This window comes from Pseudomonas sp. HP_14 (genome assembly GCF_055283875.1).
The window spans coordinates 60,845-75,676 of the sequence record NZ_JBTOQI010000022.1 but is presented as its reverse complement, the minus strand read 5'-3'; the positions used below and the strand labels follow the sequence as shown (position 1 = coordinate 75,676).

General features: G+C 56.9%; 14 protein-coding genes. 5 read left to right on the top strand and 9 right to left on the bottom strand.

Annotated features, from left to right (window positions below; all coding sequences use genetic code 11):
* Positions 1 to 9: 9 nt before the first annotated feature.
* The 5 genes from lepA to rpoE form a co-directional block, all read right to left on the bottom strand.
* Entirely contained in the window at positions 10 to 1,806 is a 1,797-nt protein-coding gene (lepA, locus tag ACYASS_RS15030; RefSeq protein WP_243246276.1) for a translation elongation factor 4, read from the bottom strand.
* 171 nt (positions 1,807 to 1,977) lie between these two features.
* Entirely contained in the window at positions 1,978 to 3,366 is a 1,389-nt protein-coding gene (locus tag ACYASS_RS15025; RefSeq protein ID WP_422765269.1) for a DegQ family serine endoprotease, read from the bottom strand.
* 350 nt (positions 3,367 to 3,716) lie between these two features.
* Complete coding sequence (locus tag ACYASS_RS15020) at positions 3,717 to 4,679, bottom strand: MucB/RseB C-terminal domain-containing protein (protein ID WP_463586705.1); 963 nt, start codon at positions 4,677 to 4,679, stop codon at positions 3,717 to 3,719.
* A gap of 8 nt (positions 4,680 to 4,687) precedes the next feature.
* Positions 4,688 to 5,278, bottom strand: a complete 591-nt coding sequence (locus tag ACYASS_RS15015) for a sigma-E factor negative regulatory protein (protein ID WP_122665437.1) — start codon at positions 5,276 to 5,278, stop codon at positions 4,688 to 4,690.
* Between the two features lie 31 nt (positions 5,279 to 5,309).
* Positions 5,310 to 5,891, bottom strand: a complete 582-nt coding sequence (rpoE, locus tag ACYASS_RS15010) for an RNA polymerase sigma factor RpoE (RefSeq protein ID WP_020288878.1) — start codon at positions 5,889 to 5,891, stop codon at positions 5,310 to 5,312.
* Between the two features lie 496 nt (positions 5,892 to 6,387).
* Between rpoE and nadB the strand changes: the two genes are divergently transcribed.
* Complete coding sequence (gene nadB / locus ACYASS_RS15005; protein ID WP_463586704.1) at positions 6,388 to 8,004, top strand: L-aspartate oxidase; 1,617 nt, start codon at positions 6,388 to 6,390, stop codon at positions 8,002 to 8,004.
* On the opposite strand, the gene ACYASS_RS15000 is transcribed toward nadB, so the two are convergent.
* Together ACYASS_RS15000 and ACYASS_RS14995 are read right to left on the bottom strand one after the other, a co-directional pair.
* Positions 7,973 to 8,440, bottom strand: coding sequence for a protein YgfX (locus ACYASS_RS15000; protein ID WP_243246282.1), 468 nt, complete (start codon positions 8,438 to 8,440; stop codon positions 7,973 to 7,975). The genes nadB and ACYASS_RS15000 overlap by 32 nt on opposite strands.
* Positions 8,424 to 8,678, bottom strand: a complete 255-nt coding sequence (locus tag ACYASS_RS14995; RefSeq protein ID WP_243246284.1) for an FAD assembly factor SdhE — start codon at positions 8,676 to 8,678, stop codon at positions 8,424 to 8,426. Before ACYASS_RS14995 ends, ACYASS_RS15000 begins: the two co-directional genes overlap by 17 nt.
* Before the next feature lie 143 nt (positions 8,679 to 8,821).
* On the opposite strand from ACYASS_RS14995, the gene ygfZ reads away from it, so the two are divergent.
* Both ygfZ and ACYASS_RS14985 read left to right on the top strand, forming a co-directional pair.
* Positions 8,822 to 9,763 carry a CAF17-like 4Fe-4S cluster assembly/insertion protein YgfZ gene (gene ygfZ, locus ACYASS_RS14990; RefSeq protein WP_463586703.1) on the top strand — a complete coding sequence of 314 codons (942 nt, stop codon included), beginning with the start codon at positions 8,822 to 8,824 and terminating at the stop codon, positions 9,761 to 9,763.
* Positions 9,764 to 9,869: 106 nt separating this feature from the next.
* Positions 9,870 to 10,691 carry an HDOD domain-containing protein gene (locus tag ACYASS_RS14985; RefSeq protein ID WP_122665442.1) on the top strand — a complete coding sequence of 274 codons (822 nt, stop codon included), beginning with the start codon at positions 9,870 to 9,872 and terminating at the stop codon, positions 10,689 to 10,691.
* A 143-nt stretch (positions 10,692 to 10,834) separates the two neighbouring features.
* Here ACYASS_RS14985 and ACYASS_RS14980 read toward each other — a convergent pair whose 3' ends face one another.
* Together ACYASS_RS14980 and ACYASS_RS14975 are read right to left on the bottom strand one after the other, a co-directional pair.
* Entirely contained in the window at positions 10,835 to 12,223 is a 1,389-nt protein-coding gene (locus ACYASS_RS14980; RefSeq protein WP_463586702.1) for a sensor histidine kinase, read from the bottom strand.
* Positions 12,210 to 12,887, bottom strand: coding sequence for a response regulator (locus tag ACYASS_RS14975; protein WP_027899765.1), 678 nt, complete (start codon positions 12,885 to 12,887; stop codon positions 12,210 to 12,212). The genes ACYASS_RS14980 and ACYASS_RS14975 overlap by 14 nt, the downstream gene beginning before the upstream one ends.
* A 434-nt stretch (positions 12,888 to 13,321) precedes the next feature.
* Here ACYASS_RS14975 and ACYASS_RS14970 point away from each other — a divergent pair, with 434 nt between their 5' ends.
* Positions 13,322 to 14,311, top strand: a complete 990-nt coding sequence (locus ACYASS_RS14970) for a Bug family tripartite tricarboxylate transporter substrate binding protein (protein WP_243246538.1) — start codon at positions 13,322 to 13,324, stop codon at positions 14,309 to 14,311.
* 61 nt (positions 14,312 to 14,372) lie between these two features.
* Positions 14,373 to 14,831 (top strand): tripartite tricarboxylate transporter TctB family protein, encoded by a 459-nt coding sequence (locus ACYASS_RS14965; RefSeq protein WP_463586701.1) that lies wholly within the window; start codon positions 14,373 to 14,375, stop codon positions 14,829 to 14,831.
* Position 14,832 lies beyond the last annotated feature (1 nt).

The window sequence follows — 14,832 nt, the reverse complement described above, 5'->3', positions numbered from 1 at the left end:
AGGACCTGACTATTCCAACCTGAGCACTGCGAGGAAAGCTTCTTGTGGAATTTCCACGTTGCCGACCTGCTTCATGCGTTTCTTACCGGCCTTTTGCTTCTCAAGCAATTTACGTTTACGGCTCACGTCGCCACCGTAACATTTGGCCAGTACGTTCTTTCTGAGAGCCTTGACGGTTGTACGCGCAATGATCTGACCACCAATGGCAGCCTGAATCGCTACGTCGAACATCTGCCGAGGAATCAGTTCTTTCATCTTCTCGGTCAACGCACGGCCTTTGTAGGCCGCGTTGTCACGGTGCACGATCAGCGCCAGTGCATCGACCTTCTCGGCGTTGATCAGCACGTCCAGCTTCACCAGATTGGCGGACTGGTAACGATCGAAATGGTAATCCAGTGATGCATAGCCACGGCTCACGGATTTGAGACGGTCGAAGAAGTCGAGGACGACTTCGTTCATCGGCAAATCGTAGGTCACTTGCACCTGAGTCCCCAGGAACAGCATGTCGTGCTGAACGCCGCGCTTCTCGATGCACAGTGTAATCACGTTACCGAGGTGTTCCTGCGGTACTAGAATATTTGCCCGGACAATAGGTTCGCGCATGTCTTCAATCGCAGACAGGTCAGGCAGTTTGGACGGGTTATCGACGTAAATCGTTTCACCGGTCTTGAGCAGCAGTTCGAAAATAACCGTCGGCGCTGTGGTGATCAGGTCCAGATCGTATTCACGCTCCAGACGCTCCTGAATGATCTCCATGTGCAGCATGCCGAGGAAGCCGCAACGGAAGCCGAAGCCCAGTGCGTCGGAGCTTTCCGGCGAGTATTGCAAGGACGAGTCGTTCAACGTCAGCTTCTGCAAGGCTTCACGGAAGTCTTCGAAGTCGTCGGAACTGACCGGGAACAAACCGGCATAAACCTGCGGCTGGATACGTTTGAAACCTGGGAGAACCTCAACATCCGGCGTGGTGCTCAAGGTCAGGGTGTCACCTACCGGTGCGCCATGAATGTCCTTGATGCCAGCGATGATGAAGCCCACTTCACCGGCTTTCAGATCCACCGTAGCCGTGTGCTTGGGAGTGAAGACACCCACGCTGTCGACCAGGTGCATCTTGCCGGTGGATTTGACAAGAATCTTGTCGCCCTTCTTCACCCGACCGTGACGCACACGCACCAGGGAAACAACCCCCAGGTAGTTGTCGAACCAGGAGTCGATGATCAACGCTTGCAGCGGATCCTCGATGTTACCGGTCGGCGCAGGAATGGTGTGAACCAGACGCTCCAGCACTTCGTCCACGCCCATGCCGCTCTTGGCGCTACAGGCTACGGCGTCAGTGGCGTCGATGCCGATGATCTTTTCGATCTCTTCCTTGACGCGGTCCGGATCGGCCTGCGGCAAGTCCATCTTGTTCAGCACCGGCATGACCTCAAGGCCCTGCTCGATGGCGGTATAACAGTTGGCAACGGACTGTGCTTCAACGCCTTGACCGGCATCTACAACCAGCAATGCACCTTCGCACGCGGCCAGGGAACGACTGACTTCATAGGTGAAGTCGACGTGACCCGGGGTGTCGATGAAGTTCAACTGGTAGGTTTTACCGTCGTTGGCCTTGTAGTGCAGCGTAACGCTGTGGGCCTTGATGGTGATCCCGCGCTCACGCTCGAGATCCATGGAGTCAAGCACCTGAGCTTCCATTTCGCGCTCGGACAAGCCGCCGCACATTTGAATGAAGCGGTCGGCCAGCGTCGACTTGCCATGGTCAATGTGGGCGATGATGGAGAAATTACGGATATGACTCAAATCACTCACGGATCAACACTCAAAAAGGTTGCAGGCAGATTGCCCGCCGAAAAATAGCCGGGAATTGTACCTGAACTAACGCTTGGGCGTCACGTTCAGCGGCAACCGGATCGACATTCGAGCGCACAACGCTCACAAAAAAGGGCGGTAAGCACCGCCCTTGATTGCTGATTGCCCCGACTATTCAGCCAGTTTAAAGGTAATGAAGCTCGCGCGACCCTGACGCAACACGCGCATGGATACGGAACGATTCTTCGGCAGACCTTTTGCTATCTCGGCAAAGTTCTTCGCCGAATTGATAGCCTGGTTGTTGAGGTGCGTGATCACATCACCCGCTTGCAGACCAATCAAGGCTGCCGGACCGTCGGTCACCTCTTTGATAACCACACCGCCCTTCAGCTCCAGAGTTTTCTGCTGTTCAGCGGTCAGATCGACAACGGATACGCCCAGGCGATTGCTGCTGCGCTCGGCTCCAGCGGAGTCCGGACTGCCCATTTCCTGACCTTCATCAGGCAAAGCGCCCACCGTCACAGTCAGATTCTGACGCTTACCGTCACGAATAATCCCCAGCTCGGCCTTGCTGCCGTCCTTGAGATTGCCGATCAGGTGCGGAAGATCAGCGGACATGACGATAGGCGTGCCGTTGGCACTGAGGATCACGTCACCCACCTGCAAACCACCCTTGGCGGCCGGACCATTGTCGAGCACCTGAGCAACCAGCGCACCGGCAGGCTTGTCGAGACCGAAGGATTCAGCCAGGTCTTTGTTAACCTCCTGAATCACAACGCCCAGCCAGCCACGGTTAACTTTCCCGCTGGCTTTGATCTGGTTGGCAACATCCAGCGCTACGTCGATAGGGATGGCGAACGACAGCCCCATAAAGCCACCCGAACGGGTGAAAATCTGAGAGTTGATTCCGACTACTTCACCCGACATGTTGAACAGCGGACCACCGGAGTTGCCAGGGTTGATCGCTACGTCAGTCTGAATGAATGGCACATACGTGTCGTTTGGCAGGCTACGGCCCTTGGCGCTGACAATGCCTTTGGTGACTGAATGATCAAAACCGAACGGAGAACCGATCGCCAGAACCCACTCGCCCACCTTCAGCTTCTCGGAGTTGCCGAGCTTGACTGTTGGCAGGTCCTTTCCTTCGATTTTCAGCACTGCAACGTCAGTGCGCGGATCTGTACCGACCAGCTTGGCTTTCAACTCACTGCGATCAGAAAGACGAACCAGAATCTCGTCAGCACCGTCGATCACATGATTGTTGGTCAGCACATAGCCATCAGCCGAGATAATGAATCCGGACCCTAGCGACTGAGCTTCACGCTGACGATCACCACGCCCCGATCCTGGCGGACGCGACCCTGGCGGCACACTGCGCTCGAGAAACTCACGCAACATAGGGGGCAGGCCTTCAAGATCAGGCATCTGGCTCTGAGCAACGGAGCGCTCCGGCATCTTCTGGCGGGTACTGATGTTCACTACAGCCGGGGAAGCTTGCTCGACAAGACTGGTGAAGTCTGGCAACGCCTCGGCCTGAGCTGTGACGACCTGGCCGAGCATCAGCACGGCGGCAAACAGTGAAAGATAGGATTTCAAGCTTGGTATAGACATACGGCTCCCGTTCACAACGAGCATAGTTAAGCAGTACAGACCGAACGGCCCAATGAGCCTGCGCCCATAGCACTCGACCGAGTGCATATTTCCAGCAGCGTTTTTCCTGGCCGGAAAAAAACAAAGGCCAGAGCTGCGAGGCTGTGACCTATAGAAAAAAAAGAGAGTTTTTGCAACCTGGAAACCTCACCAAACATTTCGGCGAACTGCCCGGATAAGCTGCAAAGGCTTACGCTGCGGACTACCGGGCCCAAGATGAAACCTTCTACATCTTGGGCACCGGCCATCACTTTTGCGGATTACTTCTTGCTGGTCTGCAGATCAGTACTGCGAAGCGAAAGTGCAACTCGCTCGGCCGTCCCAATGGGTACTTCACCTACAACCGTCACCAGCACATCACCTTTAGGCGTCGCGAGTCGACGTGAAACGGCCACAGTGGGTCCAAGCTGGGTGCGAGTATCGGTCACCGCGGTGCCACTGATGGGCTCTACAAAAACCGAAAACCTGGCGATGCCGTCGTCATACATAAGACTGCTGACTTGCGTACTGGATGACGGATCCTTGCGAACTGCACTGCTGCTGAGCTCAAACCCCGGAGGCATCCACTCCAGACGCCAAGGCGCCGGTTTCCTGGATGCGTCGGGTTTGGCCTTGGCGACTGTCACAGGCTTACAGTCAGCACTGGCTTGCAACACCTGATCATCAGGGACACTGGCAGCATCAAATTCTGTGAACTGGAAGCGCTCCAGCAACTGCCCCTTCTCGCTCAACAAAAGCGATTTGAGCGGCAGTCCGGTTTCGTCGTCGAGGTGTAACTCAATGCCATATCGATGTTGATCCTTGGGCGACAGCGCAATAATTTTTGCCGGACGACCAGCCACGCGCGAAGTACCGACAACTTTCATGTCGTACCAGGCGGAGAGCTTTTTAACATCGTATGCATGCACTGAAGAATCAGGAACGTTGGAAACCCCCGCTTCGAGGGTGCCGCTAACGCACTGGGTTACCCCATCAACGCGCAACACTTCCTGGGCGGAGCCATCCAGTTGCAGCAATCGCTCACGGACTTTGCCATCAGTGACCCGATGCCAGATTCTGTGGGTAGAGAAACTACCGTTTCGCTCGTAAACGAAAGTGCCCTGAAAACTTTGCTGCTGCTCAGCCTGCGCAAGACGCTTTAGCGAGTCTTGCGCTTCATCGGCATGAGCGGGGAGGACAAGCCATCCACCAAGCAACAATGGCAATAGAGGGATGGCGCGCATGATCCTCCTTAACGGTTTTCCAGGCTGGCAGCGCGTGCGTAAGGCAGGGCGCTTTCAGTGCCCTTCAAAGCAGCTTGCTGAGCATGTTGACGCAGGTAACCTGGCAGACGTTGGTCCTGACCAGCCTGACCTTGTAGCACACCGTTCACCATCGGACCTTGAACAGGTTCGCTGCTTTCGGTGTAGCCAGCCAGTACCGCAGGGCCTTTCACTTGTGGAACAGACAGGCTTGCAGGCTGTGGAGCCTGTTGCGCCAACTGTGCACCCGCGATGTCGTCCTGGTTGTACAACCGTACGCCAGCCAGTACCGCAACAGTAACCGAAGCGGCAACTGCAAGACGACCCAGGCTGCGCCATGGACCACGAGCAGCTTTCAATGGGCTGACTTCATCGGCGATCGCGGCAGATACTGCAGCCGTGATATCCAAGTGAGGTATCAACAGCTCCTTGTGCATTGCTGCACGAGCAATCTGATAACGCGACCATGTGGCACGTGTATCCGCATCGTCAATGGCGTTCAACACCCGACGTAATTCCAATTCGTCCGCTTCGTTATCCATCACTGCGGACAGCGATTCCTGCAGGGCTTCACGACTCATGGCGGTTCCTCTCTTGGCTATCGCCGCTGTCTCAGGATTCCTGCAACAACGGCTGCAGGGCTTTATCGATGGCTTCCCGAGCGCGGAAAATCCGGGAGCGCACGGTACCCACCGGACATTGCATAACACTGGCAATGTCCTCGTAACTCAGACCGTCGAACTCACGTAAAGTTAGGGCAGTACGCAAATCTTCCGGGAGAAGCTGGATAGTTCGATGGACAGTGCCCTCGATCTCATCCCTTAACAATGCACGCTCCGGCGACTCGATGTCCTTGAGGCCGTGATCGCCATCGTAGAACTCCGCGTCTTCAGACCTTACATCGCTATCTGGTGGTCGCCGACCGCGCGACACCAGATAGTTCTTCGCCGTGTTAATGGCGATACGGTACAGCCATGTATAAAAGGCGCTGTCACCGCGAAAATTTCCAAGTGCACGATAGGCCTTGATAAAGGCTTCCTGCGCAACATCTTGAGCTTCATGGGTGTCGTGCACGAAACGCACGATCAACCCGAGAATCTTGTGCTGATACTTCAGCACCAACAGATCAAAAGCTCGCTTGTCGCCGCGCTGTACGCGTTCGACCAGCTGCTGATCCTCTTCCTGGGTTAGCATGAACACTCCTCATAACGCTTGAAGGAGCGCTGTACCAGCCAGTGTGTCGGCTTGCATACATAGACTCGGGCTTCTCGCAAAAGTTCTCCCCTCCAGGCAAGTTTCCTGCGGACGCTCAAAGGCCCGCACGAAAAACGCAGCTCGAACCAGGTCGGCTGCGCGAATAATCTAGTCGTCGAATTCGCCGTTGGTAGCTTGTTTCAGCCCCACTCAAAAGCCGACGCCGTCCCTTTACAGGCAACCAGCTATGGAACCCGGGCCATCATAAAAAGTTCCCGGAGTTCGATCGCAGGTGTGAGACCAATACCCTTACTGCGCGGGAAATCAGTTGCAGTATTACAAGATCTGCGACCAACCTGACGGGTAACGGTATGCATTCAGACACGGACTGGAGCACAATCCGGGCCCTTCATGGTTTCACATTGCCATAAAGGCGCGGCTATTGTGCCGCTAGCCCCTTACTTATACTAGTGGCCGCAGCATGCGGAATTCATAGATGAGCCAACATTTTCAACACGACGTATTAGTGATTGGCAGTGGCGCGGCAGGATTGAGCCTCGCGTTGACGCTGCCATCACATTTGCGGATTGCTGTTTTGAGTAAAGGGGAGCTGGCCAATGGCTCCACATTTTGGGCTCAAGGTGGCGTCGCGGCGGTACTGGATGAAAGCGACACGGTGCAATCACACGTCGAAGATACGCTGAATGCAGGCGGCGGACTGTGCAACGAAGACGCCGTACGTTTCACGGTCGAACACAGTCGCGAAGCAATCCAGTGGCTGATCGACCAAGGCGTGCCGTTTACTCGCGACGATCCGCCAGGCGCCGAGGATGGCGGCTTTGAATTCCATTTGACCCGAGAAGGCGGCCACAGCCATCGACGCATCATCCATGCAGCAGACGCTACCGGCGCAGCTATTTTCACCACCCTGCTCGCACAGGCCAGGTTACGGCCCAATATTGAACTGCTGGAACAACGGGTCGCAATTGACCTGATTACCGAGCCCAGACTCGGCCTCGACGGACAACGCTGCCTGGGAGCCTACGTGCTCAATCGCAGCAGCGGCGAAGTGGATACCTACGGTGCACGCTTCACAGTCCTGGCTTGCGGTGGCGCAGCCAAAGTCTATCTCTACACCAGTAACCCGGATGGCGCCTGCGGTGATGGCATCGCAATGGCCTGGCGCTCAGGTTGTCGAGTCGCCAATCTGGAATTCAACCAGTTCCACCCTACGTGCCTGTACCACCCTCAAGCCAAAAGCTTTCTGGTGACCGAGGCGCTGCGCGGCGAAGGGGCCTACCTCAAACTGCCGAACGGCGAACGCTTCATGCAGCGCTTCGACCCCCGCGCCGAACTGGCCCCGCGCGATATCGTCGCCCGCGCCATCGACCATGAAATGAAACGCCTGGGTATCGATTGCGTCTACCTGGACATCAGCCACAAACCTGAAGCCTTCATCAAGAGCCACTTCCCCACGGTCTACGAACGCTGTCTGGAGTTTTCCATCGACATCACCCGCCAGCCGATCCCGGTGGTCCCGGCAGCGCATTACACCTGCGGTGGCGTAGTGGTCGATAAACACGGACGTACCGACGTGCCCGGACTGTATGCCATTGGCGAAACCAGCTGCACAGGCTTGCATGGGGCGAACCGCATGGCCAGCAACTCCCTGCTGGAATGTTTCGTCTATGCCCGCTCGGCAGCTGCGGACATTCTCGAACAACTGCCGCAAACGCCCGAGACCGCCGCCTTGCCAAGCTGGGATGCCAGCCAGGTAACCGACTCCGATGAAGACGTGATCATCGCCCACAACTGGGATGAGCTCAGACGCTTCATGTGGGATTACGTGGGAATTGTGCGTACCAACAAGCGCCTGCAGCGCGCTCGGCACCGGGTACGGCTGCTGCTTGACGAGATCGATGAGTTCTACAGCAACTACAAGGTCAGTAGAGACCTGATCGAGCTGAGGAACCTTGCTCAAGTAGCAGAACTGATGATCAGTTCCGCCATCGAGCGCAAGGAGTCTCGCGGCCTGCATTACACGCTGGACTATCCCCGGATGCTGCCCGAAGCGCTCGACACTATTCTGGTGCCGCCCACCTACGCCGGCTGAACTTCAAGCGAAGACGCAGGCGCCGGTGGGCGTCCTGCGCCATGGCATCGCAAGGAATACAAATACTGCGTACCCCATGCCTTCTATCAGACCCTTTACCCGCAAGACGAAAGCGCAGCACGACGAACAGCGGCAGTGCCATGCTGTCCCGGCACAGTTGCGCAGGCTGCCAGCCATCACGCTGACTCCACAACTGCCAGCCCTCGGCATTGCGTCGCAGCCCCGTCAGGGCGGTGGGGCTTGAAAGCAAAATCGAACCCGGTATGACCCAAAAGCCATGCGCCATGCAAAGGACGAGGCCCAGCAAAAATGCCCAGCCAGGGATCGCAAGCATACAAAGGGCTATCAACGACAGAAAGCAGGCAACCCCGTACGCCACCAGCAGCCCACGGGAGGCATGCCAACGGCACTCAAAATGATCACTTGGGCTGAACACGATCCAGAATCATGCGAACCATGCGCTGTAACTCTGCGTCTTCAGATTCGGCACGCTGCATGAACCAGCCGAACATGTCCTGATCTTCACAGGTCAAGAGGCGGCGATACAGATCGCGGTCTACGTCATTGAGCGAGGGGTAGACTTCCCGGACAAACGGTACCAACAGCACATCCAGTTCAAGCATGCCGCGGCGGCTGTGCCAGTAAAGGCGGTTGAGTTCGACGTCTTCGACCATGGAGCGCTCCTCAAAATAGGCGGCGAGTATACAGCCGCGAGGCGCATCAGCGAACCGCACAATAGTCGCAGTAGTTTTCATGTACCCATTATCCGGACTCGGCACTATCATGTGGCCCAGACTTTTTCCCGTTGCGATGACTCATGGCCGACTCAGCTTTTTACTGCCCGCTTTCCCATGAAGGTGTTCTCGCCGTCCGCGGCGTCGATGCCAGCAAATTCCTGCAGGGCCAATTGACCTGCAATCTCGATTACCTGAACGAAGCCAGGGCCAGCCTTGGCGCCCGTTGCACGCAAAAGGGCCGCATGCAATCGAGCTTCCGTATTCTTCTTGAAGGCGACGGCTGCGTGCTGGCGATGGCCAGCGAGCTGATCGAAGCACAGCTGGCCGACCTAAAGAAATACGCCGTGTTTTCCAAGTCGAAACTGACCGATGAAAGTGCCTCCTGGGTGCGTTTCGGCCTGCACAATGGTGACGGCGCCCTGGTAAACCTGGGCCTCGATCTCCCACAAGACACCGATGCGGTTGTCTGCGCCAATGACCTCATCGCGGTCAGGGTCTCTCCCGCGCGAGCTGAATTGTGGGTCCGTTCAGAGCATGCCGATGAAACTCAATCGCGTCTGGCTGCACAGTTGAGCGAAGGCACACTCAACGATTGGCAGTTAGGTCAGATTCGCGCTGGTATTGGCCAGGTGTTCGGCACCACGCGCGAAGAATTCATCCCGCAGATGATCAACCTGCAAGCCGTCGGCGGCGTCAGCTTCAAGAAAGGCTGCTACACAGGCCAGGAAATCGTGGCCCGCATGCAGTATCTCGGCAAACTCAAGCGTCGCCTCTATCGCCTGACACTGGCTGATCAAGAGCTTCCCGAGCCGGGTGCAGCCTTGTTTTCCCCGGTACACGCCAGCGCCGTCGGCAACGTGGTTCTGGCGGCAAAGGCTGGGCACGACATTGAGTTACTGGCCGTACTTCAGGCCGATGCGGTGGAAAATGGCCAGATTCAACTTGGCTCACCCGAGGGGCCAGGCCTGCAACTGGCTGACTTGCCCTACACGCTGGACAGCAAACTCGAAACACAGCGCTGATCCAGGCGAACACCTTCACGCTGGAAATGTCTGCATATCTGTCCCGCCTCGTCACGCCCAGGGTGTGCCGAGGTGCGGGACTACCCAAACGCCCACGAGATGCGACATGAGCAAGATGGCTGAAGAGGTGCAAAGGAACTTGATCAAGGCAATCGATAGAGATGCCTTGTTCTTGCCTACCCTCCCGGAAGTAGCATTAAAGATTCGCCTTGCAGCCGAAAACACCGAAATCAGCGTTGCCGAGCTGAGTCGCGTTATCGGCAGCGATACCGCGCTTTCAGCACGCTTGATCAAGGTGGTGAACAGCCCGCTGCTGCGCCCCAATTTTGAGGTCAGCGACGTCAATACGGCGATCACCCGCCTGGGCGTCAACTACACCTGCAATCTAGCCATCGGGCTGGTGGTGGAACAGATGTTCCATGCAAAATCCGAAGTCGTAGAAAGCAAGTTGCGCGAAATATGGAAACAAAGCCTGCAAGTCGCTGGCATCAGCTATGCACTCAGCTACCGGCGCTCGGAGCTCAAACCGGACAAGGCGACCCTCGCCGGGCTTATCCATCTGATTGGTGTGCTACCGATCCTGACCTATGCCGAAGATCACTTCGAGCTGCTATCGGATCCGGTCAGCCTCAACCATGTCATTGAGGCCATCCACCCGGTCATCGGCGAACGCTTGTTGCGCTCTTGGGACTTTCCCGAACCGTTGGCGAGCGTGCCAAAAAGCTTTCAAGACTTCACTCGCGTATCGAAATCGGCGGATTACATCGACCTGGTACAGATCGCGACTGTGCACATCTACCAGGGCACCGGGCATCCGTATAGCCAGATCGATATGAGCAGCCTCCCGGCATTCCACCAGTTGGGCCTGGACATGAGCGGCGGCCATTTGGGGGCCGAAATGGATGAAGCGAAGATGATGCTCTATTAGGGAGCAAGTCGCACAATGGACGTGAACCCTGCAAGAGCGAATTCATTCGCGAAGAGGCCGGTACATTTCATAGAAATCTAACGGCCTTGATACTGCATTCGCGAATGAATTCACTCCCACACAGATCGCACATGCATTAAGGCCTACTGCGCTGCGATAAAGCTAACCCGCACCTTCAACCCACCCGCAACACCATCGTGAAGGCTGATCTGCGCCAGATGTGCGCGGCATATTTCACCGACTATCGCCAACCCCAGACCCGATCCCTTGCCTTGCTGACGACTGCGATAGAAGCGCTCGAATACCCGATTGCGTTCCGACTCAGGGATGCCCGGACCATCATCCTCAACCTCGAGAACACCCGGCGCAGTGACGCGCAGGATTACGTTGCCGCCTGATGGGGTGTGCGCCAGCGCGTTATCGATAAGGTTGCTCAACAGCTCATTGAGCAATGTAGGCTCGCCCTGTAGCCAGACCGGCTCATCCGCTTCGAGCGCAAGAGAGACGCCGTGGGCATGCGCCAGCGGAGCCATCGCCATACCCAGCTCGCGGGCCAACTGACTCAGGTCCAGAGTCTGCGCCCCACCCTCGGCAATGGCCCGCGCACCGTTTTCAATACGGGCCAACGACAACAACTGGTTAGCCAGATGGGTCAGCCGATCAGTCCCCTGCGCCGCAGCCTCAAGCGTCGTGCGCCAATGAGCAGGCTCGGGATCTCGCAACCCCAATTCGACCCGGGCCTTGAGTGCTGCCAGTGGCGTGCGCAACTCATGAGCCGCATCGGCAATAAACTGTGCTTGCCGCTCGAACTGCTGCCGAAGACGCTCGGTGAAGTGATTCAGCGCGTTAACCAAGGGGTGCAGCTCGTGCTGAACCTCGACCAGAGGCAAGGCTCGCAAATCATCCGGTTGCCGTGCTTCCACTTCGGCGCGCAAACGCTCCAGCGGGCGCAATGCCGCGCTGACAGTAAACCACACCAGCAACAACGCCCCCGCGCCCAACATGCCCAATCGCAGCAAGGTATCAGCCATCAGGCTGCGCGCCATGCTGACCCGAGCCTCTTCAGTCTCGGCGACGCGGATCTCCGCCATGCCATTCATATTAGGCTCGCTGACCGGCTTGAGCAGGCTCACCACACGCACCGATTGCCCTTGATAGCGCGCGGTATAAAAGCTGGCCAGCGCCGGGTAGTCATCCGTGCGCAACGTACCGGGAGGCGGCGGCGGCAGGTTTTCGTAGCCGGAAATCAACTTTCGGTTGATGTCATTGACCTGGTAATAGATACGGCCTGCACTGTCGTAAGCGAAGGTGTCCAGCGCGATGTAAGGCACATCGGCGCTCAAGGTTCCATCACGCTGGGAGACACCGGCAGCAATGGTCCGGGCCGAGGCCAACAAGGTTCGGTCGTATGCGATGTCAGCAGCTTCCCGACCATTCCAGTAAGCGCTGAGACCGCTTGCCAGCATCAACACCGTGAGCAATACACCCAGATTCCACAGTAACCGCCAACGCAGGCTGTTATGGCTGTTCATCACGGCTTTCCAGCAAATAGCCCAGACCGCGGAACGTCACGATCGCTACAGGATGCCCATCGAGCTTCTTGCGCAGTCGATGCACATAGATTTCGATAGCGTCAGCGCTGGCCTCTTCATCCAGACCAAACACTTGCGAGGCCACTTGCTCCTTACTCATCACCCTCCCCGGCCGTGCAATCAATGCCTCCAGCACCGCCTGCTCCCTGGAGGTCAGGGTCAACAATTCGTCGCCCAAAGTGAATCGCCGGGTGTCCAGATCGTAGGCCAGCACCCCACAACGCTGTTGCCGCTCGCCACCCAATACACTGCGCCTTAGCAGGGCTTTTACTCTTGCCTCAAGCTCTGAAAGCTCGAAAGGTTTAGCCAGGTAATCGTCAGCCCCCAGATTAAGGCCATGAACGCGATCCTTCACGTCACTGCGCGCGGTCAGCATCAGAACGGGCAGGTTCTTGCCCCGCCCGCGCAGCCGCGCCAGCACTTCAAAGCCATCCATGCGCGGCAGCCCGACATCGAGAATCACTGCAGCATATTCTTCGCTGCTCAATGCCAGGTCAGCAGCAACACCATCGTGCAATACGTCGACGGTCAATCCAGCCCCCTTCAAGGCCTGGGCGACGCTTTCGGCTAATTGCAGATGATCTTCAACGAGAAGAACACGCATCGACTTCTCCTGATAGCGTGGCTTTTATGGAGCCCGGAGTTTACAGGCGCGCCAGAGGCTGTGAAGCACTGAAACAAATCTAAACTCAATTTAGGTTGCCATTGAAAGGTAGCTGAAAGGTTTATGAAAGCTTCGCTGTTTAGCATTACGAAACTGCCGCCTTAGCGGACGTAAAGAAAAGCGCCAAGACGATGCGCTTTCACAATAAGAACAAGAACGGAGTCGACCATGACACAGCCAATGTCCAGGGCACCCTCGCCCGTTTGCAGAACCTATCTCTACGCTTTCAGTTGCACGCATTTCATTGCGGGCACACTTCCGTTTGCTTTCGATATTCATTCACTGCGATGAAGCCTGTCCGGGCTGGCCTGGTTTGTGGCCGCTCGTAAAACGAATCGAACACAGTTCTACACCCAAAAACAAAAATCTGGAGACTGACCATGACTTTATCCTTGCGTCGTGTCGCGCTGGCTGCGGGCTGCATGATGTTCGCCACGCAACTGTTTGCGGCAGACGAACCCAAGCGCCCTGAATGTATCGCCCCGGCTTCGCCAGGTGGCGGCTTCGACCTGACCTGCAAACTGGTCCAGAGCGCGCTGATCAACGAAAAAATCCTGACTAAGCCGATGCGTGTGACTTACATGCCCGGCGGCGTTGGCGCAGTGGCTTACAACGCAGTGGTCGCCCAGCGTCCTGCCGACGCCGGCACACTGGTCGCCTGGTCCAGTGGTTCGCTGCTGAACCTGGCGCAAGGCAAGTTTGGCCGTTTCGATGAGAGCGCCGTGCGTTGGCTTGCAGCGGTGGGCACCAGCTACGGCGCCATCGCAGTAAAAAATGATTCGCCTTACAAAACCCTCGACGACCTGGTCAAGGCACTCAAAGCCGATCCAAGCAAAGTCGTGATCGGTTCGGGCGGCACCGTGGGCAGCCAGGACTGGATGCAGACTGCGCTGATCGCCAAAGCAGCGGGCATCAACCCGCGCGACTTGCGTTATGTGGCACTCGAAGGCGGTGGTGAAATCGCAACCGCATTGCTCGGCGGCCATATCCAGGTAGGCAGTACTGACATCTCCGACTCCATGCCTCACATCCTGAGCGGCGACATGCGTCTGCTGGCGGTGTTCTCCGAGAACCGCCTGGACGAGCCGGAAATGAAGAATATTCCGACTGCCAAAGAACAAGGCTACGACATCGTCTGGCCAGTGGTTCGCGGCTTCTACCTCGGACCAAAAGTCACCGACGCCGAATACGACTGGTGGAAAGCCGCGTTCGACAAGCTGCTGGCCTCGGAAGACTTCGCCAAGCTGCGTGACCAGCGTGAACTGTTCCCGTTCGCCATGACCGGCGCAGAACTGGACACCTACGTGAAGAAACAGGTTGCTGACTACAAGACCCTGGCCAAGGAATTCGGCCTGATTCAGTGATCGATTGACTGACTAGTGGTTGCGGCTGCCTGCGCGGCAGCGCAACCCGGGAGTTTTCACCATGGTGATCCAACGTATTTTCGCCGCCGTGCTACTGCTGGCCTGTGCTGGCCTGGCAATAATGGCCTGGCCTTATCAGGCGCCGTTTTCGTACGAGCCGGTTGGCCCCCGGGCGTTCCCCCTGCTGATGCTCGGACTGATGAGCCTGGCTTTGATTTACATGCTGTTCCGCCCGGCGCCCATTGTTCACACCGAAGAAGAGCCAGCGCTGGACCGTGAAACCATCATCAAGATCGTCGCATGCGTCGCCTTGCTGCTGATCTTCGCCGGGACTTTCGAACCGCTGGGTTTCATCCTCAGCAGCATTCTGATCGGTATCCCTATGGCACGCCTGTATGGCGGCCGCTGGTTGCCGAGTGTGATCGTGGTGATTCTGATGAGCGTCGGCCTTTACCTGCTTTTCGATAAAGCCATGGACGTTCCGTTGCCCCTGGGCCTGCTCGACGTTCTGGAGAACTAAT